Raw genomic sequence first — 26,237 nt, forward strand, 5'->3', positions numbered from 1 at the left:
TTTACACAAATCATACTTATAAGATCTTTTTATAAATTTCTTGCAGGGTCTCTTTTTTCAAGTTTGCCTTCAAAAAAATGGGTATAAACATAGTTCCAAACACACAGCTAATTGTAAAAACAAAAAAGAAATCATATATATATAAAACCGCTGTGTCCGCAAATAAAAGAAAGAATAAAAAAAACGGAAGTATAGAAAGAACTATAGGAAAAAATAAAAACAGTCTTTCAGGCTTTCGTTTTATCAAATTTTTTGTAAGATAAATTCCTCCTTTCGATTTTATCACAAGTAAAAGAAAAATATCAAATCCTGAAAATAAAAGTAAAGCCAATAAAATGGGATAAGTCATTTTCCCGATAAACCCATAGATAAAAAGAATTTTTAAAGCCAGCAAGAATATAATAGATAATGCCGGTTTTAAAGAATATTTAAAGGATTCATAATAAGCTGATAACATCATATAGATAAATACTGGTAAGGCGAAAATAACATATACCTGGAGTTCAGAACTTTTATCAAACGTTCTTCCGCTCTTTTTCCCCGCTTCGATTCTGTAGTTTTCAGGTAGAGGAAAAGCTAAGATCCGGGATAAGGCTTCTTCAATTTTTTTATCACTCACATCAGCAAAACGTATAGAAATAGAATATAAGCGTTTTTTATTTTTATGATAGATTTTTACAGGCACCTTACTTTCCTTTCTCCAAACAACTTCTGTAATTGGAACATATTTTCCATCCAAATTTTTCACCCTAATTAAAGAAAGGCTGTCTTTCGAATCCCTGTATTTTTTATCAAATCGTACCCGAATGTCAATTTCTCTATCCTTTTCATAAAATTTACTGGCGATTCCTCCCTGTATAGCCAATTTCAAAAAATCTCCAATCTCTAATAAGTTTAAAAGGGAACCTCTCAATTTATACCCCAGAATATAAAGAAGCAATTCATCACGAGGCGGTTTGAAAAGATATACAACTTCTACTACATTCTCCATAGCTTTTGCAATCGTAACCAGTTTCGTAACATAAGCTTCGAGTTCATCCAAATCATTTCCCAATATATCTAAAACCATTTCGCGAGTTGTTAATTGAATGTTATCGGAAGAAAAATAGAAATAAGCCGGCTCTGTTTTTCCTACAGAATTTTTTATATAATTCGTATAAGTTTCATCTAAAAAAATATCATTATTTACTTTTATAATAAAGAAGGAGCGTTCGGTTTCTGTTTTTGAAACGAGTTGTTTAATCCCTTTCAAGTCCATAATTTTTTTTTCTATACCCAGGGTGATTTTATTAGCATATTCAAAACTGGTTCCGGAAGGAAATTCTAAAAAAGCTATCAACTCTTTCTCTTTAAAAGAGACTCCGAGCTCCTTTTTCATTGAAAAAAAAGAATAAATAGATAGGGGTATAAGTAGGAAGGATAAAAGAAATACATATTTACTATATTTTAGTATAAGTAGATAAAATTTTACCAGCAAAGAATGAATTTGGCTCGGAATATTAGTTAATTTGATATATACATAAAAGCTAATTTTTTTGATTTTCTCGTAAAAGGAAAACTTTTTTATCATTGTAAAAACAGGATTTAGATCTATAATTTGATTCATTTCTGGGAAAACTATCTCAACAGGTTTATAGAGTAAAATAAGGATAGGAAATATCATATAAATAAGGAGAAAGTATATACCGGTACAAAAAGCTGTTATAAAATAATGAATTGCAGTGGTTTTACTAAAAAGCAGGAATAATAGGGATACCAATAAAAGGTAAATTAGTATATATGATAATATGGAAGAAAAGTATTTCATTGCAATTATTGGTTCTTTAGGTTTATAAACAAAAGCTAAAGAAGTATAAAAAAACCAAAAATAGATTGCAACCGAAGCTCCGGAAATAGAAAGCATATTTAAAGGAATTTGTAATACATAAAGGATGAATGCAAATATAAAAAAAGAAATAGAAATCGATACAATATGAAGTAGAACATAATAAAGTTTATACGGATTTGTTTTATATATATACAGAAACTGAAAGATAAATGCTCCGAAGAAACAAAATAATAAATTTTGATAAGTATGTTTAATTAAATCACCCTGATCAAATGTAACTTCATAATTTGTATTACGATGATATAAGGCCTCTATAATTTTCTTGGATTGTTTGCTTATATGCAACGGGTCACCTATATAGGTTTTGTATATGTACAAACTAACCATTTCTTTAGCATTCACCCTTGAACTGGAATCTTCATCTCGAAAGGCCATTTTTACTTCGGCTATATCTTTTATCAAAACAGGATTTCTCCCGTTATCCAGACTCACCGGCAACTCTCGAATTTCATAAAGATCTTTAAATTTTCCATCCGAATAGACCTTCTGTTCTCTCGCATCCTTATATATCTTTGTAATCGTTTGATTTGTATTGTTAGAACTTAGAGCATCGACTACTTCTCGTAAACTTATAGCATAAGCTTCCATCTGTTGTCTATCACAAGAAACCAAAACTTCTCGAACTCGTCCACCTGCAATAATAATCTGGCTAATCCCCTCTATGCTCTCCAATTCAGGCTTTATGAACCTTTCCAAATATTCCCGGATAGCCGTTAAATCCATTTTCTCACTTTTAAAACTCACAATAAAAACCGGTACCTGTTCCGGATCGTATTTAATGATTCCCGGCTTATGAGCCTCTCTCGGAAATTTATGAGAAACCAGGTCAATCCTTTCTTTTAATTCCAGTATTTTATAATTTAAGTCTGTCTCTTTTTCAAATTCGATGTTAACTTTCATCTTCCCCGCTTCAGAAAAAGACCGCATTTCCTTGATACCCCCGACTATAGAAATGGCTTCTTCTATGGGATTCGTTATTTGCTGTTCCATTTTCAATGGATCGGCTCCAGGAAAATCAAGATGAATACTTAAACCCGGATAGACGGGAGAAGGATATAAAGAAAAATTTAGCCTATAAAAAGAAATTAGACCGAATAGAAGTAAGGCCAGAACAAGCATGGATATCAATACAGGTCTGGCTTTAATTTGAATCAGAAATTCTTTCAAGTCGGCTTTCCTTCCTATTCTCTAAGATATAAAATAATAAGGGTATTAAAAAAAGAGTAAAAAAAGCAGCAGAAATAAGACCGCTTACCACTACAATGCCCAATGGAGCCTGAAATTCAGAACCCCGACCTAAACCCAGAACAACCGGTAACAAACCAAGAATGGTAGTAGAATTGTTCATGAGAATCGGACGCAAAACTGTTTTTGAACTTTCTAATATAGCTACCTGTAAGGCAAGACCCTCTTCTTTATAAATTTGTAAATACTCATAGAATAATGTAGCATTATCAACTACCACACCTACTAACAAAATCAGCCCCATAAACGAACTGACATTTAAACTCTTTCCGGAAAAATAAAGAGCCGGAAAACTTCCAATAAATATCAGGGGAATCGTACATACCATAACCAGAGAATATTTCAAAGATTCAAACTGAGCCGACAGGAGCATATAAATCAGTATAGAAGCAAGTGCAAAAGAAAAAAGTAATTCCTTAACGGATTCATTTAAATTTTCTTTCTCTCCTGAATACTTTAAAGTATATCCGGTAGGCAAAGAATAATTAGCAATTAAGGAATCCAGACTATCTTCAATACTTGCTTTTTTTGTTTTATCATAATCAATAGAAATTACATTTACTCTTGATTTCCCTCTTCGAGTAATGACATTCAGACTATCAAACTCACGAACCGTAGCAAATTGAGATATTTCTACCGGTTCTTCGGCTTTTGTCTGAATTTTTAATTGTAGTATTTTATTCAAATTATCTGTTTTGGATTTTTTAAAGCGAAGACGTATATCCACATCATATCCGGCCACCTTCATTTTAGTAGCTATCGAGCCATCTGTAGCCGTTTTTAAATAATCAGCAACATAAGAATTACTAAAATTAAACCTGGTAAGCTTAAGTGGATCGTAACTAACTTTTAGCTCCTTACTTCTTGCTTCCATGCCTGAACTAATATCCTGTATGCCTTCTATTTTTTCTAAATCTCCCTGAATTTTCTTCCCGATATTTTTTAACTCCTCCAGTTCATCTCCAATTAAGAGTAATTCTAACTTACCCGTATTCTGAGATAATAAGCTCGAAATAATATCTCCACCGGGAAAAAAACCCAGGCTAATAGACTTATTAAAATCCAGTTGTTTTCTAAATTGATTAATGAAAGTTAAAGTACTTGTACCTTTATTTTTATCCAGAACCACTCGGATATTCGCCACATTAGTTGAACTTGTCTTACTACTTTTTCCGACTACACTATCGGAATCATAACCAATATTTGTAATAATCCCCTTCACTATAGATTCAGATAACAATTTATTCTCTAAAATAGATACAATCTCTTCCATAGACTCCAGCGTATAACCTTCCGGGCCTTTTAATTCAATTCTAAATTCAGAAGTATCCACCGATGGAACAAATTCTTTTTTTACCTGCGTCATAATGAGAAATGAAGCAACAAACAAAACTAATATTACAGTAAACACCGGCACAGGAGAAGAAATCAAAAAACTGAGCTTTTTTACATAGCCGTCCTGCATCCGTGTTTCAGCATTTCCTAAAGTATTAAAAACGCCTTCTATTTTTCCTTTTTGCTTATGCCTGTCCTTATAAAATAAAAAAGCCAGTAAAGGAATTAAGGTAAGAGCTACTGTAAAACTGATTAATAAAGATACAACTATCGCAAGAGCCATTTCAGAAAAGATAATCCCTAAAAAGCTTTTAATAAAAGATATAGGTAAGAATACAATTACTGTAGTCATAGTTGCTGAGAAAATAGATTTAGCGACTTCACTAGAACCACTTATAATAGCATCTGTATAATCCTGTTTGGTTAATAAATTTCTTTCAATACCGGATAGAACCACGTTGCTATTATCAAAAAGCATTCCGATACCGAGTGCAATTCCTCCGAGAGACATTAAATTTAAGGAGATTCCCAGTATTTTAAAAATGATAAAAGCAGGTAAAAGAGTCGCCGGTATAACAAAAAGTAAAATCAAAGGACTTTTAAAATTGCGAAGAATGATAAGAAGTGCAAGAAAAGCTAAAAAGGTGCCTATTAGAAGGTTCTGAAACAGGTTGTTGATAGCCGCCTGGATAAATTCAGCTTCTTCGTATACAACATTTATCTCTACATCTTTATGAAAACGCTTTTGTAGATCCGAAATAGCCTGGCGAACTTCTCGTGTTATCTCTACCGTATTTTTACTGGACTCTTTATGAATATAGGCAATCACACAATCTTTACCGTTATACTTCGCCTTGCCTGTTTTTTCTTTATAAGTTTCATAAGTTCGACTTAAATCTTTTAAATATACCGGTTCGGATTGCTTTCCCAGACCTACCGTGATTTCCCCTATATCAGAGATATAGCGATACTCACCTATAGCTCGAATTAATAATTCCCGGTTTCCTACCGGGAGCTGCCCGGCAGGAAAGTTACGGTTATTCAGGTCTAATTGCTTTTTAATATCCAATAAAGATAGATTATAGGAATACATCCTCTGAGGATCAACTTCAACCACAATTTCCTTGGTATCTCCACCACTTAGCTGAACGGCCGCTACACCGTCAACTCTATCTAAGAATATCTTTATATTATCATTTACGAAACTACGTAAGTCTTTTTTATTGGAAAGACCTTTTGCAAAAAAAACTATTTCTATAATCGGAGATTTACTCGGATCATAGCGACTAATCACAGACTTTGAAGCATCCTGAGGAAGGATATCCCGGATCAAATCTATCCGTTCTCGCAGTTCCATAATTGCAAAGTTAATATTTTTTGTATTATTAAACTGAGCTGTGATAAAAGAAAAACCTTCAATAGATTCCGATTCGACTTTTTCAAGACCATTTATGGTACTAATTGTTTCGGTAATGGGTTTTGTAATGAGGTTTTCTATTTCAGAAGGAGCCGAGTTCGCAAAACCGGTAATGATAGTTACTCGAGGAAATTCCAGATTAGGTAACAAATTTATTTTGATATCATTTAAGGATATAATACCAAACATCCCGAAGGCCAAATATATCATAATAGTCGTTACCGGCCTTTTCAGAATGAGTCTTTGAAGCTTAGCAATCATTCCACTAAAGCCTTAACTTTTAATCCATCCCGTAAACGACTTAAATGTTCAGCGGCTATAAGATCCCCTTCTTTTAATCCATCTAAAATTTCTATGCGATCCTCTTTTTTCTTTCCGGGCTTTACCTTTACCTTAAAAACATTAAAGAAACCAGGTTCTGATGTAGGTTTTAAAACAAAAACTTCTGCTACATTTTCTTCCAATAGTTTAATCAAACGACTTTGTATAAGAATTACCTTTTCCTTCTTTCCGGTTACGACTTCAGAACGAATAAACATCCCCGGTTTCAGCTTATAATCGGGATTTTTCAGCTCCACTTTCACCCTGGCAGTATGGGTTTTCTTATCAATCTCAGGACTGATAGACTTTACAGTACCTTTAAATTCTTTTTCCGGATATATATCCGTTTTTATCTGCACTTCCATATTAACAGAAATCTTGGAGGCATCTGCTTCATTCAGAAAAAATGTTGCATATACACTATCAATCTTCACAAGACTCATAATCGCCTGGCTATTCATACCGCCGGCATTAATCAAAACTCCCCTACTCTTATAACGTTCGGAAACAACCCCCACTATAGGAGAATAGATTGTAGACTCCCGAATTAAAATTTTCGTTGCTGTCACATTCGCCTGCTGAATTCCAACTTCTTTTTCGGCGACTTCCATCTCTGCTTTTTCGATGATTGTATTAACTTCAATGAGTACCTTAAGTTTATCTTTTTTTCCTGAGGGTAAATTATAACCTGCATCAATAATATCTTTGTCACGAATCCCTACCATTGCGATGTTTAATTCACGTTTAGCTATCTGGAAGGCCGATTCCTTGGATTTATACTCCAATTCAGCCGCTTTAAATTCTTCCTGGGGAATAGCCTTCCCTTTTAAAAGTTTTTCCTTCTTTTCATAAACTTCCAGGGCTCTTTCATATTCTAATTTAGTTTTATGTAAATTAGAAATTCTTTTATCTGCTTCATTGAGTCTAACTTCTATTTTTTTCTTAGACTGATTATACTTCTCTACTGCTAATTTCAACTTGGCCCTGGCTGAGCTAAGGGCTGCTTCCTGCTTGGCGAGTTCTATCTCGTAGCTAAGGCTTTCAATTTTTAAAAGCTTCTGCCCTTTTGTAACATTTTCCCCCTCGGATACAAAAAAATTATCTATCCGACCATTGACCTTGGAATAAATTTCTACTTTCTCCACCGGTTCTATTGTTCCGGAAGAAGAAATTGTCGGATCAATAAATTCCGAGTTTACTTTGAGAGCTTTAACCTGTAAAACCCCATCAAGCTCTTTGATTTCTTTTTCTTCTGTAACCTTCATTTCCTGCTTTTGAAAATACGTAAAAACAGAAAGTTTAGGAGAGTAAAGTAAACGATTCACAGAAGGAAATCTGGCACGAAAAGAAGCACCGACCAAATTCGAGTACAAAAGGGTAAGACCAAGGTAAACAAGAACAGCAATTACAAACCTTTTCAGAAAAGGTTTCTCCAAAATAAATTTATATATTTCTAAAAATTTTTCTTTCATTTTAAAAATCACTTTCCATTAATTTCTTCGCCAGGTCTTCGAGTTTTACTGATTTTTCCGTTAAACCGGCCGCTCTATATATTTTACTTAATTCTATATATGAATTAGCTAATTTTTCTTTATACGATATAGCTTTCGAAAAGGAAAGAATAGCTTCATCTGTTTTATTTAATTTCTTACAAATCATTCCTCTGATATATAGGATATCATAGTTATTAGCATCAAAAAACAGGTAATCATCTATACGTTTTAATTGTTCTTCATAATTCTTAGAAACAATAAAATCAGTTTTTATAATCCAATATAGAGCAGTTCGATTCTCATTTCGGTAATAGTCTTCCTGAAAAAGTTCCTTTGCTTTTTGAAAATTCAATTTATAATAATGAATTTTCCCTATATATATATTCGTATGAAGAAAGCCTTCTTTTTCATTTTTCACCTGTGTAAAAAGCTTTAGCGATTCATCCAACTGTTTATTCGAATAAAGACCCACTGCCTGTTGATAGGTTTTAAATAAAACTTTTTCATCCGGCCCGCAGGCAAAAACTAAGAGTAAAGTAAAAAAAAGTAAGCTCTTCATAAGAGTCTTATCCATTAATAATTTTTTGAGTAAAAGAAGTAGCAATTTCCTTACAAACTTCCTTCAATAATTTGGTGTTATACAGATTTTTTTCATCTATAGCAAAACTTATCATGCCCACCTTTTCTCCCTTATCGTTATAAACGTGAAGAAAAACAAGGCTATTCTTCTCATTATCCAAATAATCCAGAGTATCGGAAACAGAAATCGCTCCCTGCAAAAAGTATCGAAAACCAAATTCTTTTGCTATTTTCTGGATTTCGGAAGGCTCCAGGTGTTTTTCCGTCAGTTTAAGCTCAGGTCTCTTGTTCTCCCCGGCAGCATCCTTTAATAACTCGGGTAAAAGTTCATCGGAATAGGCAGGCTCTTCTCCCGAACCTTTAGGTTTTTCAGGTGATAGTTTGGACTCTCTTTTTTTCAAAGAAGCCGTCTTCGTATTTTCAAACTCTATAATACTATATCCTTCCTGCAAAAATTCAAACTGTAGCATATCCCGAAAATTTTTATCTACATACTCAGTAGGATATAGCTTTCGATACTCAACAAAGCCTATGGCTAATTTACTTACAGGAGAAATTTCTCTTTTCACTCCCCTAACTAAATCTTTATTGCAACCTAACAATGCACTGATGCATAATAAAATATATAAAATTCTCAAACTCAATTTCCCTCCATGGTAAAATAAAAACTCGGACTTAAAGAAAGACCGTTCACATCCTTTGCTGCCGCACTAACACTCAATTGGTAAAGCGGATAGCCAGCGATTGCGTCACTTGTCTTATAAAGATTAAAGTCTCCACTCGTTCCAAATAAAGTTCCGTTACAACTCGCTTCCTGTTCCGCATAAACCAATTCCAGTACCCGGCAGCCGTAAGGGTAAGTAGCCTGACAGTCCGACCAAACATAGCTTGCCAGTAAAATAGTTGTATAAGGAGGAGACAGGCGTTTCAGACTGACTGCCGCAATCGTAGTATTCAAATCCATATAGGTATTAAATATAATTCTAAAATTATCAGTATTCACATCCGCACAATCAGTAGTACTACCGGACGAACCATTACCCGTATCACCGCCTTGAAACAAATAAGAACTCGGGCTCAGTAAGCCGAGACTGTTATCCCAGTAGCAGGAACCCGCTGTCCAGTCTCTCGTAACCGTGCTACCCACTCCCGGAAATGTACTACCACAACCCTGGGAAGCTACTCCTACCGCCTGAACCGCCGGAGTAGTAATTTTAGCCCCGGCAATGAAACTTTTACTGAGACTGCTTCCCTGGCTCACATTCTGCAAAGATTTGGCTGCTGTCCCGAGGCTAGTGTCATAGCGAGTCCCATAGCTAAGCTTTGAATCAGAACTTAGAGTCAATACCGTATTTCCAGAAGACCAAACTTTCGCTCCGGAAATAGAAGGGTTTATGCCGATAGCATTTTCCGTTACCGTAGGATTCATAGGCACAGAAAACGTAAACTCAAGCGAATTATTAGAAGTAGAATTACCCAGACAGGCATTTTCTACCGTACTGCTTATAATATCGGTAGCTGTTCCCGGTCCGCTATTACAGGCAGGTAAAGTCCCGGTAAAAACTTTTATGGTACTGATTAAGTTAGCCGGAGCATTTCCTCCGGCAACAAAACTCAAAGAAGTCGCATTTGTCGGACTTATATAGGTTTTCGTTTTTGCAGAGGTTCCTATACTCAGAGTATAGGTCTGACCGTAACTTAAGAAATTATCCGGAGTAAGAGTCAAAACCGTGTCCGAAGCCGACCAGACCTTAGTGCCGGGAATATTCGGACTGATACTGATAGCATTCAAAGTTGAGGCGGTATCCATAGGATAGGCAAAAGTAATGACGATAGGAGTATAAGCTGTATCTGAAATACCCACACAAACATCGGCTGTATTGTTACTGAGAATGTCCACCGTCGCTCCGGTTCCTCCCCGGCAGGCAAGCAGAGTTCCATGGGTACTGCTAACCGAACTTAGCAGATTTACCGAAGCGGTTCCTCCCACTAAAAAACTTGTAGAGGTAGACGAACTCGAATACACATTGGTGCTGGTTTTGGCCGAAGTACCGATGGTTATCGTATAACGTTGTCCGTAACTTAAAAAGGAATCCGGTGTTAAGGTTAAAACCTGATTTCCTCCCGACCAGCTTTTGGAATGGGGAATGGAAGGACTGATTATAATTGCATTATTGGTGGAAGCTGTATCCATAGGATAAAAGAAATTGATAGTAAGGGTATTCACCGCTGTATCCGAGGTGCTCACACAGGCATCTGAAACGCTATTGGCTAAGACATCAATGCTGCTACTACTCCCTCCCCTACAGGCAGCAAGGGTTCCATGGCTCAGGTTAATCGTATTCACAAGATTAATAGAACCCGCAGAACCGGCAAGAAAACTTCCCTGAATTTGTTCTGTTAAGTTTATGCCCGTTTTTGTCTTTGCTGCTGTTCCGATAAGGAGGGTGTAACGTGTAGAATAACTGAGTTGGGAATCAGGTGTAATGGTCAAAACCTTATTTGCTCCCGACCAAACATACGTTCCATTCAGAGTCGGAGAAAATGCGATGGCTGATTTAGTTGCAGCCGTATCCATTTCATAAGCAAAGGTGATGACAATCGGACTCGAGCTAGGATTCCCTACACAGGCATCATTAATACTGGCAGTTAACATATCGGTAACCACACCGGTACCGGCATTGCATTCCGTGATCGTTCCTCTGGGAACGGTAATGGAATTTACAAAGGTTAAATCAGAAGTACCACCGGCTACAAAGCTATATTCCTTTGCTGATTCTATATAAATTTTATTTGTAGAAATGGCAGTATTTTTTATAGAAATCGTATACCGGGTTTTATATATAAATACGGAATCAGGTGTAAAAGTAAGAACCGTACCATCCGTATTCCAGCTAAAACTTCCGCCGGTTAGGGGGGAAATGCTAACTGCCTGGGAAGTGAGAGTGGTATCCATAGGAGTTGAAAAGGTGATAGAAACCGGGCTATTTGAAGGATTTCCCAGACAGGCATTAGAAACACTTGTAGTAACAATATCTGTTATCACTCCACCTCCCGCTCCACATACGTCTAAGGCAGCAGCAGGTACTGTAATGGAGGAAACAGTCGGAATTAAATTATTACTTCCAACTAAAAAAGAACCGACATAAGGTAGCTCGAGAAACTTATCCTGGTAATCTCTCGCGATAGCATCAACTTTTAGTGTATAACGCTGATTCTGATAGAAAGCCGTATCAAAAACAAGGCTTAAGGATGTATCCGAATTCCAGACATAGGTATAGTTTGCATCGGGACTGAGTAAAACTGCAGACTGGGTAGAAAGACGATTCATCGCCCTTGTAAAATTTATTGTAATCTTATTGGCCTTTGGATTTCCCATGCAGGCCGTACTTACATCATTACTCAAGAAATCAGTATCCACAGCTGAGGCCAGGTTACAATCGGCTACAGTCCCGGCCATGACAGTCATGGAAGAGACAGAAGGCTTCAAGCCGGCATCTTCTGCGTTTCCTATAGTAAAGTTTGCACTATATAAATCCTTTATGTCATTTCCATCTCTATCCTCGCAGGATTTCGTAATAATAAAAGTATAAGTTCCATAGTTCCAGAGTTCGACAGGAGTAAAAAGCAGGCTATAATCGGTTGTTTCAAAAAAACCATTCACCGAAGGTTGTACGGAAAAGCTCTGGATGCAGGCGTTAATATTCATGGGTTTGTTGAAAATAACGCCTATTTTTTGATTCTGCGGAAGCCCCTTATCTCCATTTCCGGGAGTGGAAGATAAAACTTTTGGATTCTCCTCCTTATCTCCCAAAAAAGTAAAAAACTTCTTTAAATCAGATGAACTATTTTTGCAAGAAGAAAGGAATAGAGACAAAAGAAAAACGTATATTACCCATTTAACCTTATCCGACCGAACCAACATTGAACCCCCCTTGATTATCCAAGAATGTATAAGAAGGCAAGTTGAATCTACTATTTTTTTTTGCTATTTTAAAATTCTTATTCACTATCAATACAGAGAGCGTTTCCATAAAGCAGTTAGCAGTGCTTCACTTACGAAAAAGAAAAAATCCTTGCCTTTCTTACAAAGAAAAAGCAAAATAGCCAAATATGGAAGACCCGGTAAAATTCATTACAGAAGAAGAGTATCTCGCTTATGATTTAAAATCTGATTATAAATCTGAGTACTATGATGGTCAGATTATGAATATGGCAGGAGCCTCAGAAAAACATAATACCATTTCTGTGAATATAGTTTCTGAAATGAGAGTCCAATTGAAAAAAAAAGACTGCCAGGTCTATGCCAGTGATATGAGGCTCAAGGTAGAAAATACCGGTTTGTATGCTTATCCGGATCTACTGGTGGTTTGTTCTGATAAAAAATTCAGTGGCGATAAGCCGGATACTTTACTCAATCCGGTGGTAATTCTGGAAATTCTCTCTGAATCTACAGAAAGCTTTGACCGTGGAGCCAAATTTGCCCACTATCGACAAATTCCCTCACTAAGGGAATATGTCCTGATAAGCCAGAACGAGAAAAAGATGGAGAAATACCAGCTCAATTCTTCCGGCAAATGGGAACTGGAAGAGACATCCGAGAAGAACCAAAAAATCGAGCTTTCCTCTATAGCCTGTATTCTGGAGCTTTCAGAGGTTTATGATAGAGTAGCATTGTAGGGAATAGTTGTATAGTTCATAAGCCATACGATTCAATATAACTCATTCTTAACTCCCCAACCCTTCCCTTATCATTTGAATCTCTTCTAACGACAGGCCTGTAATTTGTTGGATAGTCTCATTAGATAAGCCCGCTTCTATGCAATTGATAGTGGTTTCCTGTTTTTCTTCTGCTTTACCTTCAGCTCTGCCCTCTATCCTTGCAGTAGAAATGACATCTTTTTCTATCGCAGAATTCATCAGGTATTTCTCATAATCCAATCTTTCCTGTTCACTCATATTGAGTATCTTCAATTTCTCTCTGGCTCTATCTATATTCCGAGAATGAAACTCCGTTTTGACTATATTGTTTTTCATCATATAGATCCATTCGTCTATATCTTCTCTAACTATATCAGGATAGCGGTTTACAGAAATAATATAGTATTCAGGGAATATGTTCTTTTTCTGAAATTTTATCCTTAGTTCACCATCTATCATGGTCTCAACTTTTTCTCGTACATCCAATAGTTCATTTGTATGCATTCCACGAATTTCTGTACTGCCATAATAGATATAATCAGTGCCCCTGCCCATATTAAAGTATTGCACACTCACAGATATGATTTTACTAATATTCGAATAGGACTCTCCCAATCGAAAATGATCAACAATGGTTTTCGAAGTTCCAAAAAGCAATCGTTCCAAAAAGTCAGATTCCGAGTCGCTCTGAACTTCAATGATAAGCTTCCTATCTTTACTATCCCTGATGAGAACATCCACTCTGTTATATTTTTGTGAGGCATTTTGCTGGTTACTCTCACTTTCTAATATTTCAAGAACGGTAATTTCTTCTTTTAACAAGGCAGAAAGGAAACCCTCTATTATATCAAAGTTCGCCTTGTCTCTAAGCATGGTTTTGATTACCCAATCAAATCGAATTAATAGGTCTTTGTTGTTCATAGGGACCGCCTCAAAAACTAGTCTTTAAACAGGAAATCCGGAATGTCAAGGAGAAAAAGAACGGAAAAACTATTCCTTTATAGATATATTTTCTATCTTTTTTTGGAGTTTTTTCTTTTCCGTTTTGGACTTTTGAAGTTGAAAAGCCCTTTCCCAGCTTTCTTTCGCATTCGAATGCTCTTTCATGGCTTCCTGTATATCTCCCAAATGTTCGTATAAAACCGGGTCTTCCCCCCCCTCTTCTTTCATTAAGATTACTGCAAGTTGAATATGATAGGAAGCTTCCTTTACCTTTCCCATTCTGAAAAGTAACCAGGCCAAACTATCCCTGTAGGCACTATTATTCGGTTCCAAATCCGTAGCAGAATGGAGTAATTTACTTGCTTCCTCTAAATGCATCTTTTTTTCAACATATATATACCCAAGATAATTTAGAGAAGCTGCGTAAGAAGAGTCAACTTCAAGTGATTTCTTTAGGTCTAATTCAGCTTCCTCTTTTTTACCGAGTTCATCTTTCGTATTTGCTCTATAAAAATAATAAGAAGGATTGGAAGGAGAAAGTTCAATCGCTTTATTAAAGTATACAAGACTTTCATTATATTCTTTGACTGCCAGATAGTTCAAACCCTGTATGAAGTATATATCTGGATCTTTACTTTCTCTTTTTCTTAAAAGGGCTTCGGCCAACTTGATAGACTCCAGAACACTTTCTTTTCCATTCAATCGAAGTGTATAGACAAGTTGTATATTTAATTTATAATCAATGTCTTGATTCTTATTGACCTCGATCGATTTTTTTAAGTAGCGAATACTTCGAGGATAATCCTTTAACTCCATATAACAGCTACCTATAAAGCTATAAAGGAGGTACATCTCCTCTCCGGCAAAGGTTTTGGTTTGAGGATTTTTTAAAAGTTTTCTCATTAAACGAATGGCAAGAGCAGGTCTTCTCATGGATCGACAGAGGTAAGCTGCCTGTTTTATATTTTCATATAATTTCTTATTTTCTCCCTTTTCGAGATAGAGTTCATTTAAAACCAGATGAATCAAGAGGTGATCCTTTATCCTATCTGCTATTTCGAAAAACTCTTTTTCTGACTTTGCCTGTTTTTCAATAAATATCTTATATAAGAGTAATAATAAATAATTTTTTTCTAATATTTTCTTCTCCTGTAAACCTTTCAGAATATGAATAAATTCAGCTTTACCTTCCGTTAAGGCTATTTCAGCCAGAATTTCCATTGCATTGGATTGTCCGGGTTCAAGCTCTAAAACCCTGCGAAGATACTTTTTGGCTTCCTTATATTCTTCTAATAAACTTAAATGCCTTGCAATAAGAAGGGTTGTCCTCCAATCATCCGGTTTATACTGTAAAAAATGTTTATAACTTTCAAGAGCCTTATGTATATCACCTGAAGCCGTATAAATATCTCCGAGACTTTTTAAAACATAAGGCATGTAACGCATATTTCCATCTCGATTCTGTATGGAATATAATAAGGAGTTAAAGTATAATCTTGCCTTAGGAATATTATCCAGTTCCCGACTGATGTTGGCGAGAAGAAATATGATTTCAGTATCTCCCGGAAATAGTATAATACTTTTTTCTAAAAACTCTTTTGCTTCTATAATTCTATTTTCTCGAATAAAAAGTCGACTTTTTAAGATATACGCTTCCCTGTAAGATGGCAGGGTTTGCAATACGGTTTCTAAATTTTCAGCGGCAAGTGCTAAACTTTCTTTACTTCCTTCAACGAACAAACTCCTAGAATATTCCATTAACACATAAGGCCCGGGCTTACCCACACAGGCGATATAGGCTTTAAAATAAGAGATAGACTCTTTATATCGAGCCTGGATAATTTGCTGAGAGCTACCGGTATCAAGATCATCACCCCTCGAATAAAGTGCCAGACTGTAAAGGAAAGTAGGCTCTACTTCTATCGTTTTATCTGAAGAAGTTTTATATGTACAGGTCTTTGTCTTAACCTCTTCAGAAAAAACCGGCTCGGATGAATACATAAAAATGCCTGCAAAAATAATAGTTATAAACAGTCGATACACAGTATTTTCCATGGAAGAATGAATTATAAGGATACACAAGCATATTATTTCCCCTTAAATCTTTTTAAAACTCTCTTTTTAGAAAACTAATTTACAAAGGAAGCTATTTTTGCTATTCTGTTCTTACTTACCATGACTGCAAAACGCTATTTCAATACTTCCGGGCCAAATAATCCGGCAGAGCACTATACTCTTTTCAGACCGGAGCTGGTTTCTAAAGGTCAGGACATGGTGAGTAAGAACCGTTACTTTACTATCTGGGCACCGAGACAGACCGGGAAAAGCACCTATTTCCGACTCCTTGCCAGAGAGTTAGAAAAAGATGGCTATAAGGTCTGTCATATCAATTTTGAAAATTATAAAAATGCCTCTTTGAAATCCTTTCTGAGCACATTTATCTATAATATCAATCAGGCCTGGAAAATTGATATTATAAAAACAGAACTTTCTGAAATTTTCCAGCAACTAATGACCATAAGCGATAAAAAACTTGTTTTGATTATCGATGAGGTAGAAGGCATTAATACGGACTATCTCAATGATTTCCTTCATTCCATTCGAAACCTTTATCATTCCCGTGAAAACCATTCCCTTAAATCTGTCATACTGGTTGGAGTTACCAATATCACCGGCATCATTCAGGACAATGCCAGTCCTTTTAATATTGCCGATGAACTCGATGTTCCCTACTTTAGCAATGAAGAAACGAAAGAACTACTCGAACAACACGAAGCTGAAACAGGACAACTTTTCTCTGAAAAAGTAAAAATGAAAATCAGTGAAATCACCGCCAACCAGCCCGGTCTCGTCAATGGCTTTGCTCGAAAACTGGTAGAAGACCTGCCGTATAAAAGTATTTTAGAATATGAGAATTTCCTTAAAGTTGAAGAATGGTATTTAAATAAGAAAATCGATAAAAACATCAGTAATATCATTAAAATTGCCAAACAACACAGACCTTTCCTCGAAAGGCTTCTCTTCTCCGAAGAAGAGATTCTCTTTGATATCGATCATCCCGCTATACAAACCCTCTATGTCAACGGCCTTATCAACTACGATGAAGAGAACAAAATCAAATTCTGGGTTCCCCTTTATAAGAAAAGACTTTTCAAGGCTCTCTATCCTTATACCAACGGCGAAGGAAAACGCATTGCCGAAGAAATGTTTCTTTCTGCCTACTTAAGTCCTGATAACCGCATTAATTTTCAGGCACTTATCGATGCTTACAGGCAGCATATCAAACTCAGAAGCTTTCGGGCTTTTCGAGAAAAAGATGAAAACGGACAATACAGGTCTATACCGGAAGCTGCCATGATTTACAGCTTCGAAACCTTTATCAGTATCTTTATTCGGGAAATCGAAGGGAAAATTTACAGGGAAGGCTATGTCTCCCTCGGTAATACAGATATGATTATCAATGTAAAAGGACAGGAATATTTCCTCGAAGTCAAGAAATACTACAGCCCTTCTTACTTCAAGAAAGGCAAAAAACAACTGGCCTACTACTGTAAACATGCCGGACTTAATCGCGGCTTTTATATTGTTTTTATTAGAGAAAGCATTCAGTCCGATTTGATTCAGGAAGCTAGTGAGTCCATCGATGGAGTTGAAATTATCACCTTTCTCATCCGATACGACGAGGAGCGTGATTTTTGAATTAAAAATTGACGGTGAATCCAAAATTAAAAAACTGCTCTTATGGAACCCGTTTTACTCGATGGAAAAGCTCTTTCTCAGAAAATTAAAGATGAAATTAAAAATGAAATTATAGCCCTGAAACAAAAAGGTATTCCGGAGCCCTGTCTTGCGACCATTTTAGTCGGTGATGACCCTGCTTCTCATACCTATGTAAACATGAAGATTAAAGCCTGTGAAGCCACCGGGATGAAATCAAGACTGGTAAAACTTGACAAATCCATCAGTACAGAGACTCTCTTAGCTGAAATTGATAAATTGAACGCCGATCCGGAAATCAGTGGCATCCTGCTTCAACACCCCTGCCCTCCTCAGATCGAAGAAAGAGAGGCCTTTGACAGAATCCTTACAGGAAAAGACGTAGATGGTGTTACCTCCGCTTCCTTCGGTCAGCTTTCTATGGGCATGGATGCCTTTTATCCCTGCACTCCCTACGGAATCATGCTTCTTATGCAGGAATATAAGATCAGCATAGAAGGCAAACGGGCTGTGGTTGTCGGTCGCTCTCCCATCCTCGGAAAGCCTATGGCTATGATGCTTTTAAACGCCAATGCAACCGTAACCATCTGCCATTCCCGCACCCAGAACCTCCCTGAAATTGTAAAACAGGCAGATATTATCGTTGGAGCTGTCGGAAAGCCGGAGTTCATTAAAGCTGAGTGGATAAAAGAAGGAGCTGTCCTCATGGATGCCGGCTACAATCCCGGTAACGTAGGAGACATTGAAATCTCGAAAGCCAAAGATAAGTCTTCCTTTTATACTCCGGTTCCGGGTGGCGTAGGGCCCATGACCATTGCCGTTCTTCTCAAGCAAACCCTGATTTCCCAGAAGAAAAAGTATGGAAGTTAAGTTTTTCAATTCCCAAACCAAAGAAAAAGAAGTATTTCAACCCGATGACCCGAAGAATGTAAAAATCTATTCCTGCGGACCTACGGTTTATAATTTCAACCATATCGGTAATTTCCGTTCCTATATCTTTGTAGATACACTCAGACGTTCTCTGAAACTCCTCGGCTACGGAATAAACCATACCATGAATATCACCGATATCGACGATAAAATTATCCAGCATTCTATTGATAAGGGCGTAAGCATCGAAGAATTTACAGCTCCCTGGGTACAGGCCTTTTTTGAAGACCTCGAAACTTTACAGATTGATAAAGTAGAGCATTATCCCAGAGCTACCGAACACATTCCCGGTATGCTGGAACTCGTTACAAACCTGCAAAAAAATGGCTATACCTACGAAAAAGAAGGAAGCCTGTACTACTCCATCAAGAATTTTTCCTCGTATGGAAAACTGAGTAAAGTAGATACAGCCGGAATCAAATCCGGGACTCGTTACGATGCAGATGAATACGAAAAAGACGATGTTCGAGATTTTGTTCTCTGGAAAGCTCCCAAACTCGAAAAAGAAAAAAGCTGGGAAACTCCTTTCGGAAAAGGCCGACCCGGCTGGCACCTTGAATGCTCGGCCATGATACGACAGATTTATCAATCCGGAATTGATATACATACCGGTGGAATTGACCTCCTTTTCCCGCATCACGAAAACGAAATTGCACAATCAGAAGCTGCCTATCCCGGTGAAAGTTTTGTAAACCTCTGGATGCACTGCGAACACCTGCTCGTAGATAATACCAAAATGTCTAAGAAATTGGGAAATTTCTACACCTTAAGAGACCTGATAGCAAAAGGCTACAGTCCGAAGGCCATTCGTTATTTACTACTATCTTTTCATTATCGTACGAAGTTGAACTTTTCCCTTAGTCGTATCGAAGAAGCAGAAAAATCCATAGAGAGGATTCAAAATACTTTGAACCGGATTCTAGAAAAAACCGGCTTAGAAGAAGCATTAAGCTCTCATCCTGAAAGTTACGCCCTTGCCGGCTATCAATCTTTTTTAGAATCTCTTGCCGATGATTTGAATGTTCCCAAAGCTCTGGGTGAAATTTTTGAGTTTTGCCGACAGGTAAACGCAGATCTGGATGCACATAAAATCAATCCGGAAGAGGCGAAGGATATTCAGGCCTACTTCAGCCGAATCAATGATTTATTGGCCCTTCTTTCCTTTCAAAAAGAAAAAGCAGAACTCTTAGATTCCGAAATCGAGGACCTCATCCAAAAACGAGTAGAGGCCCGCAAAGCCAAAAACTTTCAATTAGCCGATGAAATCCGGGACAGCTTAAAAGAAAAAGGTATAATCCTTGAAGACACCAAAGAGGGTTTAAAATGGAAAAGAAGCAGTTAATCTACGGTAGAAGGAATGTCCTTGAGTATTTAAAGAAAGTCAGCGGAATTCCGGGAGATTCTCCTCTTGCGGAAATCCTGGTCAAAAAAGGCTCCAAAGGAAACCTTCTGAAAGAACTGGAAAGTTCCCTTCCGAAAAACGTCCGGGTCAAGCAGGTATCGGGAGGCTATCTCGATAAGCTTTTACCGGGAAAGAACCATCAGGGACTGGTCTGTATAAAAAAACAGGCCTCTTCCGGAATTCAGGTGGGAGATTTCCATGAGTTCAAAGAATACTTTCAAATAAACCGCGGCCCGGTTTTAATCCTCGATAGGATTCAGGATGCCGGGAATTTCGGCAGTCTTCTTCGTTCAGCTGAGTGTCTCGGCTTTAAAACGGTAATTTTCCCGGAAAAAGAATCTTCCGAGGTAACAGAAGATGTGGAACGAATCTCCTCCGGTGCAGCCTTTCATCTCAAGTTTTTCAGGATTACCAACTTAAAACAGGGCATCGACTTTTTAAAAGAAAATGGATACTGGATAGTGGCTTCGACCGACCGGGGAGAAGAATCTATGGATAAACTTCCACCGGCAGAAGAACTGGCCTTAATTATTGGTAATGAAAAGGAGGGAGTAAAACGTCTCCTCCTCGAAAACTCAGATTTTCGGCTGAGAATCCCCCTGCATGGTAAAATTTCCTCTTTAAATGCTTCGGTCGCCGGGGGAATCCTTATGGATCGGCTAATAAACCGCTCAATTTCCGAGCCAATAAAAAAGTAATGATTAGAAGCAAGGGGACAAAAAACAGCGAATACAGGGCTACCCCGGCCAGGGAAAGTAAAAAAGCATTTGTTATTTTTTCCTGAAATCCGAGTTTATCCGGTTCTGAAAAATTAAAATAAAGAGAAAGGGAAAAACCCATAAACCAGTAGCAAAAAAACAGAACAGAGAACACCTTTCTCTTCAGGTTGTGCTGAAAACCAAGCATATACCGAGAAGCAAGCCCCGCTATTACCAGAAAAAGTGCCAGTGAACCCGGAAGTATTAGATAGTTCCTATAATCAAATGTCTTTGTCTGACCTTCTAAAAATACCGGTGTAGAAGCCACAATAAATGGAGAAAGAAAAATAAAAGCGAAGATTAACCAGAGCAGGAAAGCCGAAACATATACATAGATAAAAAACTCTTTTTTATTGTTTGAAATTTTATTCATATCCAAGAAAGGTATTTTCTATGAAATTATTCTTAATCCTTCTGTCTGCAATCTTTTTTACTCTTCCGGTTCTTTCTTCTGATCTGGTTCACTGTATTCCCAAAGGATTTGAAACCTACTACAAAAACCTGAAACTTCCCTCTACAGCTTCTTCAAATTATCAAAAAGCGAGGGAACTGGATGTAAAAGGCCTCGAAACACAGTTTACTCCCCTGCTATTTAATCCGAAAGATAAGCCGAAAGATTGCGTTTCCGATACCTTTTTTTCAGACTTCGGAAAAGGGGCCTATCGCTGGGAACCGTCTGTCGGGATTCAGCTTATCCAGAAATTAGAAGAGAAGGTTTTAAAAATACAGGGTCACCGAATTCACTTTTATAAACTCAAACCCAATGAAACATCGGTTTTCTGGATTTTCCCGGATGATACAGCCTTAAAATTTCAGTTCAGAGAAAATATTGCTTTTGAAGAAATTACCTATTTTAAGAAATCAGGAAACAGGCAGGATTATAAAAGACTTATACAAGCAGGTGCTTATCTACAAGAAAAGATAGGAGTAGGAAATTACGAACTTCATTTCAATCCGAGCTTTGCCAAATATGCTTACCTGTTTTCTAATTCAGATTTAAGTGCAGAGCTCGGAAGATTTTTAGAAGAACTACTGGGTATTCAAAACAGTAAAGGTGTTCCTATTTTACTCTTTGAAAACCGGGAAGCTTATGTGAACTTTACCGGAAAAAACAGTGCAGCGGAGGATTTATATACAGATAGAGGTTTGATTGCTATTTGCTGTAGTGACTACATGCTGGCTGACTACGATTTTAGCTATCAAAATCAGAAAATCTTAGAAGAAGTGATTTATCGTAAACTCATACATGCAATGACATTCCAGGCTTTAAAAGCCGGATGTTATGAGAACGGAAGAGGAATCGATGAATACAGTACCTACGAACCTCCTCCTTTTTTCAGTGCTGCTATTAGTGAATATTTTTTAGCCGAACAAAATACAAGTTACAGAGCCCTTATTTATCAAAAGTTTTATAATAGTCTATATAAACACTCTATACCAGAATTGAACAAAAAGGAAAGTCCTTTCTCTTTAAACTTTGCTATATTCAGTAAAATGTTTATGGCTTATTTTTTGAACCGGGAAGAAGAAAAAGGTCTGCAAGAATTATATAAACTATCCTGCAAAGGAAAGCCGGTTTCAGAAGCCATTAATAGCATTACAGGATTTCCATTAGAAGAGTATTACAGAAAAAGCTTACGACACTACCAAAAAAATCCTGCTTTATATACCCCATTTTTCAAAAAGCATAAGCAAATAGAAACCCTTTACTTCCCGGAAGAAGAAACAACCCTGCCCGGATTTGAAAGACTATCCCAGAACTATATTTTTCCTGATAACATTTTTGAAGTAGAGAATATACCCTTTTTCCTGTATGCCTATCAACTGGATTTACCCTCTCACCTAAAGCAGTCTAAGGAGGAATTTGACCGTAAGAATAATGCCAATCTTTATTCTTTATATGCAGGAAACTACTCTATTGAAAATGGAAAGTATTCTATTATCCACCATTACTCAAGAGAAACCAATAAACTCTACAAGGTAAGTCTTGAATATGGAAGTCATAAAATAACAAATTATGTAGATGGAAGACAGGAATGGATATTTCCCGATAAAACCAGACTCAGTACCAAGATTTCCGATCCCAAAAAGAAACGTTATTTTATCAATGAATTTTCAGAAGTAAAGGCTAAGTATAAAAAAACATATACAGAAAAAGATTTTACCGGTGGCAAAGAAGAATTTAGCCTGAGTGCCTACACCCTTTTACCCGGTGAAAAGTTACAACTAAAATTTAGTGGACTTAAAAAAACCTATAACAACCTCTATAGCTTAAACCCCAGAGAAGAACCCATTAGTATACTCTCAAAACAAAATGGTTTTTTACCCCAAAATGAATCCGAGATTTTAGAAATCTCAACCGATTCCTTAAAACCCGGAGATTATGAATTGCGTTTCTTTATAAACTGGCCTCATTCAGGGATGAAAGCAGCTAAAAAACTGGCTTTTCAGATCGTAGAAAAAAAAGAAGAAGTGAAGATTAATGGAGGCAAATAAATAGTGAAAGCTAAAATAATTTTACTCGTTGGTATTCTCTTCTTTGGAGCCCTGGCTACGGTTGGATACTTCACCATTATCACGGAAGGAGGGCCTTTTCAAAAAAAGCTGAATGTAATGACAGTTTATTTTCCCAATGCAGAAGGTTTGAAAATAGGTAATAAGGTTACCGTACAGGGGGTACCCTATGGTTATATATCCCGCATCAGTCTTGTAAATATCGATAAAGAAGGAAACATCACAAAAGATATAGATAAAGCGATTACAAGCCGTGTAGAAGTACAAATTGCCTTAACATCCACAATTCGATTATATGATAATTATGATATTACAATAAAGAACGAAAGTCTTCTTTCGGGTCGTGTGATTGCCATTGATCCCGGCACGGCTTTTGAGAAACCTCAGGGTAAAAAAGTAGAAGCCCAACTAAAAGAACCCATTCTTATAGGAGAAAAAGATAAGGAAGGCAAACCTCTGCCGTATAAAGGTCCCAAAATAAACGGAAGAACAGCCGAAGATCCCCTGGTCAGTCTTTCCGAATTAATAGCCGAAAATAGAGAAGACATACGCAGTACCGTTTCGAATATAGCAGAAATTACAGGAAAAATTAACAATGGAAAAGGCACCCTGGGAAAACTCATTAACGAAGGTGATATACATAAAAATGTGAATATTACTTTGAGCGATGCCCAGATTGTGCTTCGAGAACTCAGGGAAGGACTCGAAGATACAAGAGAGCAGGCACCGGTAACAAGCTTTATCCGGGCAGCCCTTTCTGCCTTCTAAGAACGAAGATCTTCAATCTCTGAAATTTCTTTGGGAATGCTCTCTGTTAGGTTTGTAGGGGTATCTGCGTTTATTAGAATATTATCCTCAATGCGAATTCCTATCCCCCTGAATTCTTTGGGAGCTTTTTTGTCCTGTATATCTACATAGATTCCCGGCTCTATTGTGGTTATCATCCCATTTTCAAAAGCACGACTTTCTCCGTCTATGTAATACTTCCCCACATCGTGAACATCCATTCCTAACCAGTGTCCGGTTTTGTGCATGTAGTATCTTTCATAAGATTTTTTTTCTATAATTTCATCCATAGAACCTTTCAAAAGTTTCAGGTCTTTCATACCCCGTATTAAGTTTTTCTTCGTTTCCTCATGAACCTCTAAAAATTTGGTTCCTTCCTTACAGAGCTGAATGGCTTTCTTTTGTGCTTCTAAAACTAACGAATAAAGTTCTCTCTGTGCGGTGCTAAATGCTTTATCCACAGGGAATACTCGCGTCACATCAGCTGTATAATAGTTTTTCTCTGCTCCGCTATCCACTAAAACAAGTTGTCCTTTTTTTAGCTTTGCATTATTTTTTGTATAATGTAAAATCGTTGCGTTGGCACCGGATGCCACAATATGACCGTAACCTCCCCCCCAGGCTCCGTTTCGTTTATAAGAGTTTTCCAGCATAGCCTCCAATTCATATTCATACATTCCCTCTTTGGAATATTTAAAAAGCTGTATATGTCCTTCAGCCGTGACTCGAACAGCTTCCCTGATACACTGAAGTTCATCTTCACTTTTTCTTAACCTCATTTCATGAAGAAAATACGGACTTACCAGCCTTTCAGGAGCAATTTTACCATCCCGCAATCGTCTATTTAATACTTTACAGGTTTCTAATACTTCCAGATCTCTTTCCTGAGACTCCCCAAAAAAGTAATAAAGTGTATGAACATTAGTTAATAAACTCTCTCTCTTTTTTTTCCAGTCCTTGAGTTCAAAAGCTTCAGAGAGCTCTAAGTCCTTCTTTATCTTCTTTTTACCAACCCGAGTCCCGGTCCAAATTTCTTGTGATTTATCTCTGGGTAAAACAAACATAGCTGAATAATCCCGCTTTAACACGAAAATCGCATCGGGTTCATCATGACCGCTCAAATAATAAAAATTAGATTCCTGCCGAAATTTATATTCAACATCCCGGTTCCGAATTTTCTCACCCGCTCCATATAATAGAAGTAATTCTCCTTCCTGAAGCTTTGCCTGAACCTGCCTGATTCGATTAAGAAAAACCTGTTTTTGCATATAGTTGATGATGAACTCAGATTCTGTTTTTTGTAAAGTATTGTTTTTAGGAATTATTTAGTCAGATCGATTTAACTTCCAGATTCGTAAAGTAGATGCTGGAAGAGAATTTTGCCGACACGTAGCGACATATCCACCCGTGGTACGGCTCTTCTGCAAGCTCAGGACACCACGAAATCCTCTCAACCCCTCGTAGAGATACATTGCAATTCATCTCTACGAGGGGTTTGTATGGTCGCTTTCTTGTACAGGAATACTGGATTGTCCACCCGGAGGAAGACTGGATTGAAGTCTATCACAATAAAGCAGGCATAATGTGGAAACAGCAAACCGCCCATTCCGGTGATACAATAAGTAGCAAAGGTGTTTTAGTTTTTAAAACGGATATTCATCTAATAAAAAAAGATTGACCACATAAACATATAGAATGTATTTTAGAATATGGATTAATTTATGCAAGAAGAACAAAGTTTTTTAAGCCTACTACAACAACTTCCATTACCTGCACAAAGAGAAGTTTATCACGCCTCAGAACTTGCCTATTACCAGGCCGTTTATGCCAATTTAACTGTCCTCCTCCATGATTTTCAGACAGAGAATCTTTCTGATACTGAAAAGGAAAGCACAGGTATTGACTACGAACAGATAGAAGTTTATTTTTCTGAAATCGAAGAAAAGGAACAAAAAAGGATCTTAGATCTTGTTCGATTTTTACAGATTAAATATTCTGAAAACTCCACTCAGAATAAACATTTCCGGACTTATTGCGAGAAAAATGGAAAATCATCTCTGTCAAGAAGTGACAGGAGTGAATTAAAAAAACGAATCGAAGAAATTACAAAGAATCCTGAGATTGGTGTTTCCTGGGAAAAGGTTTTAGAAAATCTGGAGGCAAGGATTGGAAGAAAAATACAAATTTCACCCTAAAGCAAAAAAAGATA

Annotated in this window: 19 protein-coding genes; 9 read left to right on the forward strand and 10 right to left on the reverse strand. The window is 37.0% G+C overall.

Annotated elements, in window-relative coordinates:
- Positions 1 to 16: 16 nt before the first annotated feature.
- The 6 genes from H7A25_22955 to H7A25_22980 form a co-directional block, all read right to left on the reverse strand.
- A complete protein-coding gene (locus tag H7A25_22955; GenBank protein MCP5502777.1) occupies positions 17 to 3,055 on the reverse strand; it encodes an efflux RND transporter permease subunit in 3,039 nt (1,012 codons plus the stop codon).
- Positions 3,030 to 6,095 (reverse strand): efflux RND transporter permease subunit, encoded by a 3,066-nt coding sequence (locus H7A25_22960; protein MCP5502778.1) that lies wholly within the window; start codon positions 6,093 to 6,095, stop codon positions 3,030 to 3,032. The genes H7A25_22955 and H7A25_22960 overlap by 26 nt, the downstream gene beginning before the upstream one ends.
- A 47-nt stretch (positions 6,096 to 6,142) precedes the next feature.
- Positions 6,143 to 7,678 carry an efflux RND transporter periplasmic adaptor subunit gene (locus tag H7A25_22965; GenBank protein MCP5502779.1) on the reverse strand — a complete coding sequence of 512 codons (1,536 nt, stop codon included), beginning with the start codon at positions 7,676 to 7,678 and terminating at the stop codon, positions 6,143 to 6,145.
- 1 nt (position 7,679) lies between these two features.
- Positions 7,680 to 8,258 (reverse strand): hypothetical protein, encoded by a 579-nt coding sequence (locus H7A25_22970; protein ID MCP5502780.1) that lies wholly within the window; start codon positions 8,256 to 8,258, stop codon positions 7,680 to 7,682.
- A gap of 7 nt (positions 8,259 to 8,265) precedes the next feature.
- Positions 8,266 to 8,847 carry a lipoprotein gene (locus H7A25_22975; protein MCP5502781.1) on the reverse strand — a complete coding sequence of 194 codons (582 nt, stop codon included), beginning with the start codon at positions 8,845 to 8,847 and terminating at the stop codon, positions 8,266 to 8,268.
- A 71-nt stretch (positions 8,848 to 8,918) separates the two neighbouring features.
- Positions 8,919 to 12,203 carry an Ig-like domain-containing protein gene (locus H7A25_22980; protein ID MCP5502782.1) on the reverse strand — a complete coding sequence of 1,095 codons (3,285 nt, stop codon included), beginning with the start codon at positions 12,201 to 12,203 and terminating at the stop codon, positions 8,919 to 8,921.
- Positions 12,204 to 12,391: 188 nt separating this feature from the next.
- Here H7A25_22980 and H7A25_22985 point away from each other — a divergent pair, with 188 nt between their 5' ends.
- A complete protein-coding gene (locus tag H7A25_22985; GenBank protein MCP5502783.1) occupies positions 12,392 to 12,958 on the forward strand; it encodes a Uma2 family endonuclease in 567 nt (188 codons plus the stop codon).
- A gap of 48 nt (positions 12,959 to 13,006) precedes the next feature.
- Here H7A25_22985 and H7A25_22990 read toward each other — a convergent pair whose 3' ends face one another.
- Together H7A25_22990 and H7A25_22995 are read right to left on the reverse strand one after the other, a co-directional pair.
- Positions 13,007 to 13,900 carry an Rpn family recombination-promoting nuclease/putative transposase gene (locus H7A25_22990; protein MCP5502784.1) on the reverse strand — a complete coding sequence of 298 codons (894 nt, stop codon included), beginning with the start codon at positions 13,898 to 13,900 and terminating at the stop codon, positions 13,007 to 13,009.
- Positions 13,901 to 13,969: 69 nt separating this feature from the next.
- A complete protein-coding gene (locus H7A25_22995; GenBank protein MCP5502785.1) occupies positions 13,970 to 16,003 on the reverse strand; it encodes a tetratricopeptide repeat protein in 2,034 nt (677 codons plus the stop codon).
- 93 nt (positions 16,004 to 16,096) lie between these two features.
- Here H7A25_22995 and H7A25_23000 point away from each other — a divergent pair, with 93 nt between their 5' ends.
- The 4 genes from H7A25_23000 to rlmB are packed head-to-tail and all read left to right on the forward strand — an operon-like array spanning position 16,097 to position 20,668.
- Positions 16,097 to 17,620, forward strand: a complete 1,524-nt coding sequence (locus H7A25_23000; protein MCP5502786.1) for an ATP-binding protein — start codon at positions 16,097 to 16,099, stop codon at positions 17,618 to 17,620.
- A 42-nt stretch (positions 17,621 to 17,662) separates the two neighbouring features.
- Complete coding sequence (locus H7A25_23005) at positions 17,663 to 18,508, forward strand: bifunctional methylenetetrahydrofolate dehydrogenase/methenyltetrahydrofolate cyclohydrolase (protein MCP5502787.1); 846 nt, start codon at positions 17,663 to 17,665, stop codon at positions 18,506 to 18,508.
- The gene (locus tag H7A25_23010; GenBank protein MCP5502788.1) at positions 18,498 to 19,910 is read left to right on the forward strand and encodes a cysteine--tRNA ligase; all 1,413 of its coding nucleotides are present in this window, start codon (positions 18,498 to 18,500) and stop codon (positions 19,908 to 19,910) included. The genes H7A25_23005 and H7A25_23010 overlap by 11 nt, the downstream gene beginning before the upstream one ends.
- Positions 19,892 to 20,668: a 23S rRNA (guanosine(2251)-2'-O)-methyltransferase RlmB gene (gene rlmB, locus H7A25_23015; protein ID MCP5502789.1), complete on the forward strand. Its 777-nt coding sequence runs from the start codon at positions 19,892 to 19,894 to the stop codon at positions 20,666 to 20,668. The genes H7A25_23010 and rlmB overlap by 19 nt, the downstream gene beginning before the upstream one ends.
- Here the strand turns inward: rlmB and H7A25_23020 are convergent.
- The gene (locus H7A25_23020; protein ID MCP5502790.1) at positions 20,619 to 21,101 is read right to left on the reverse strand and encodes a hypothetical protein; all 483 of its coding nucleotides are present in this window, start codon (positions 21,099 to 21,101) and stop codon (positions 20,619 to 20,621) included. The two genes, rlmB and H7A25_23020, sit on opposite strands and share 50 nt — an antisense overlap.
- Positions 21,102 to 21,121: 20 nt before the next feature.
- On the opposite strand from H7A25_23020, the gene H7A25_23025 reads away from it, so the two are divergent.
- Together H7A25_23025 and H7A25_23030 are read left to right on the forward strand one after the other, a co-directional pair.
- Complete coding sequence (locus tag H7A25_23025; GenBank protein ID MCP5502791.1) at positions 21,122 to 23,224, forward strand: hypothetical protein; 2,103 nt, start codon at positions 21,122 to 21,124, stop codon at positions 23,222 to 23,224.
- 3 nt (positions 23,225 to 23,227) lie between these two features.
- On the forward strand, positions 23,228 to 24,010 hold the full coding sequence (locus H7A25_23030; GenBank protein MCP5502792.1) for an MCE family protein: 783 nt from the start codon (positions 23,228 to 23,230) through the stop codon (positions 24,008 to 24,010).
- On the opposite strand, the gene H7A25_23035 is transcribed toward H7A25_23030, so the two are convergent.
- Positions 24,007 to 25,296, reverse strand: a complete 1,290-nt coding sequence (locus tag H7A25_23035) for an aminopeptidase P N-terminal domain-containing protein (protein MCP5502793.1) — start codon at positions 25,294 to 25,296, stop codon at positions 24,007 to 24,009. The two genes, H7A25_23030 and H7A25_23035, sit on opposite strands and share 4 nt — an antisense overlap.
- Positions 25,297 to 25,499: 203 nt before the next feature.
- On the opposite strand from H7A25_23035, the gene H7A25_23040 reads away from it, so the two are divergent.
- Complete coding sequence (locus tag H7A25_23040) at positions 25,500 to 25,706, forward strand: Uma2 family endonuclease (protein ID MCP5502794.1); 207 nt, start codon at positions 25,500 to 25,502, stop codon at positions 25,704 to 25,706.
- Between the two features lie 43 nt (positions 25,707 to 25,749).
- Positions 25,750 to 26,223, forward strand: a complete 474-nt coding sequence (locus tag H7A25_23045) for a hypothetical protein (protein MCP5502795.1) — start codon at positions 25,750 to 25,752, stop codon at positions 26,221 to 26,223.
- Positions 26,224 to 26,237 lie beyond the last annotated feature (14 nt).

The sequence above is a fragment of the Leptospiraceae bacterium genome, from assembly GCA_024233835.1.
In the GTDB taxonomy this organism is placed as follows: Bacteria; Spirochaetota; Leptospiria; order Leptospirales; family Leptospiraceae; genus JACKPC01.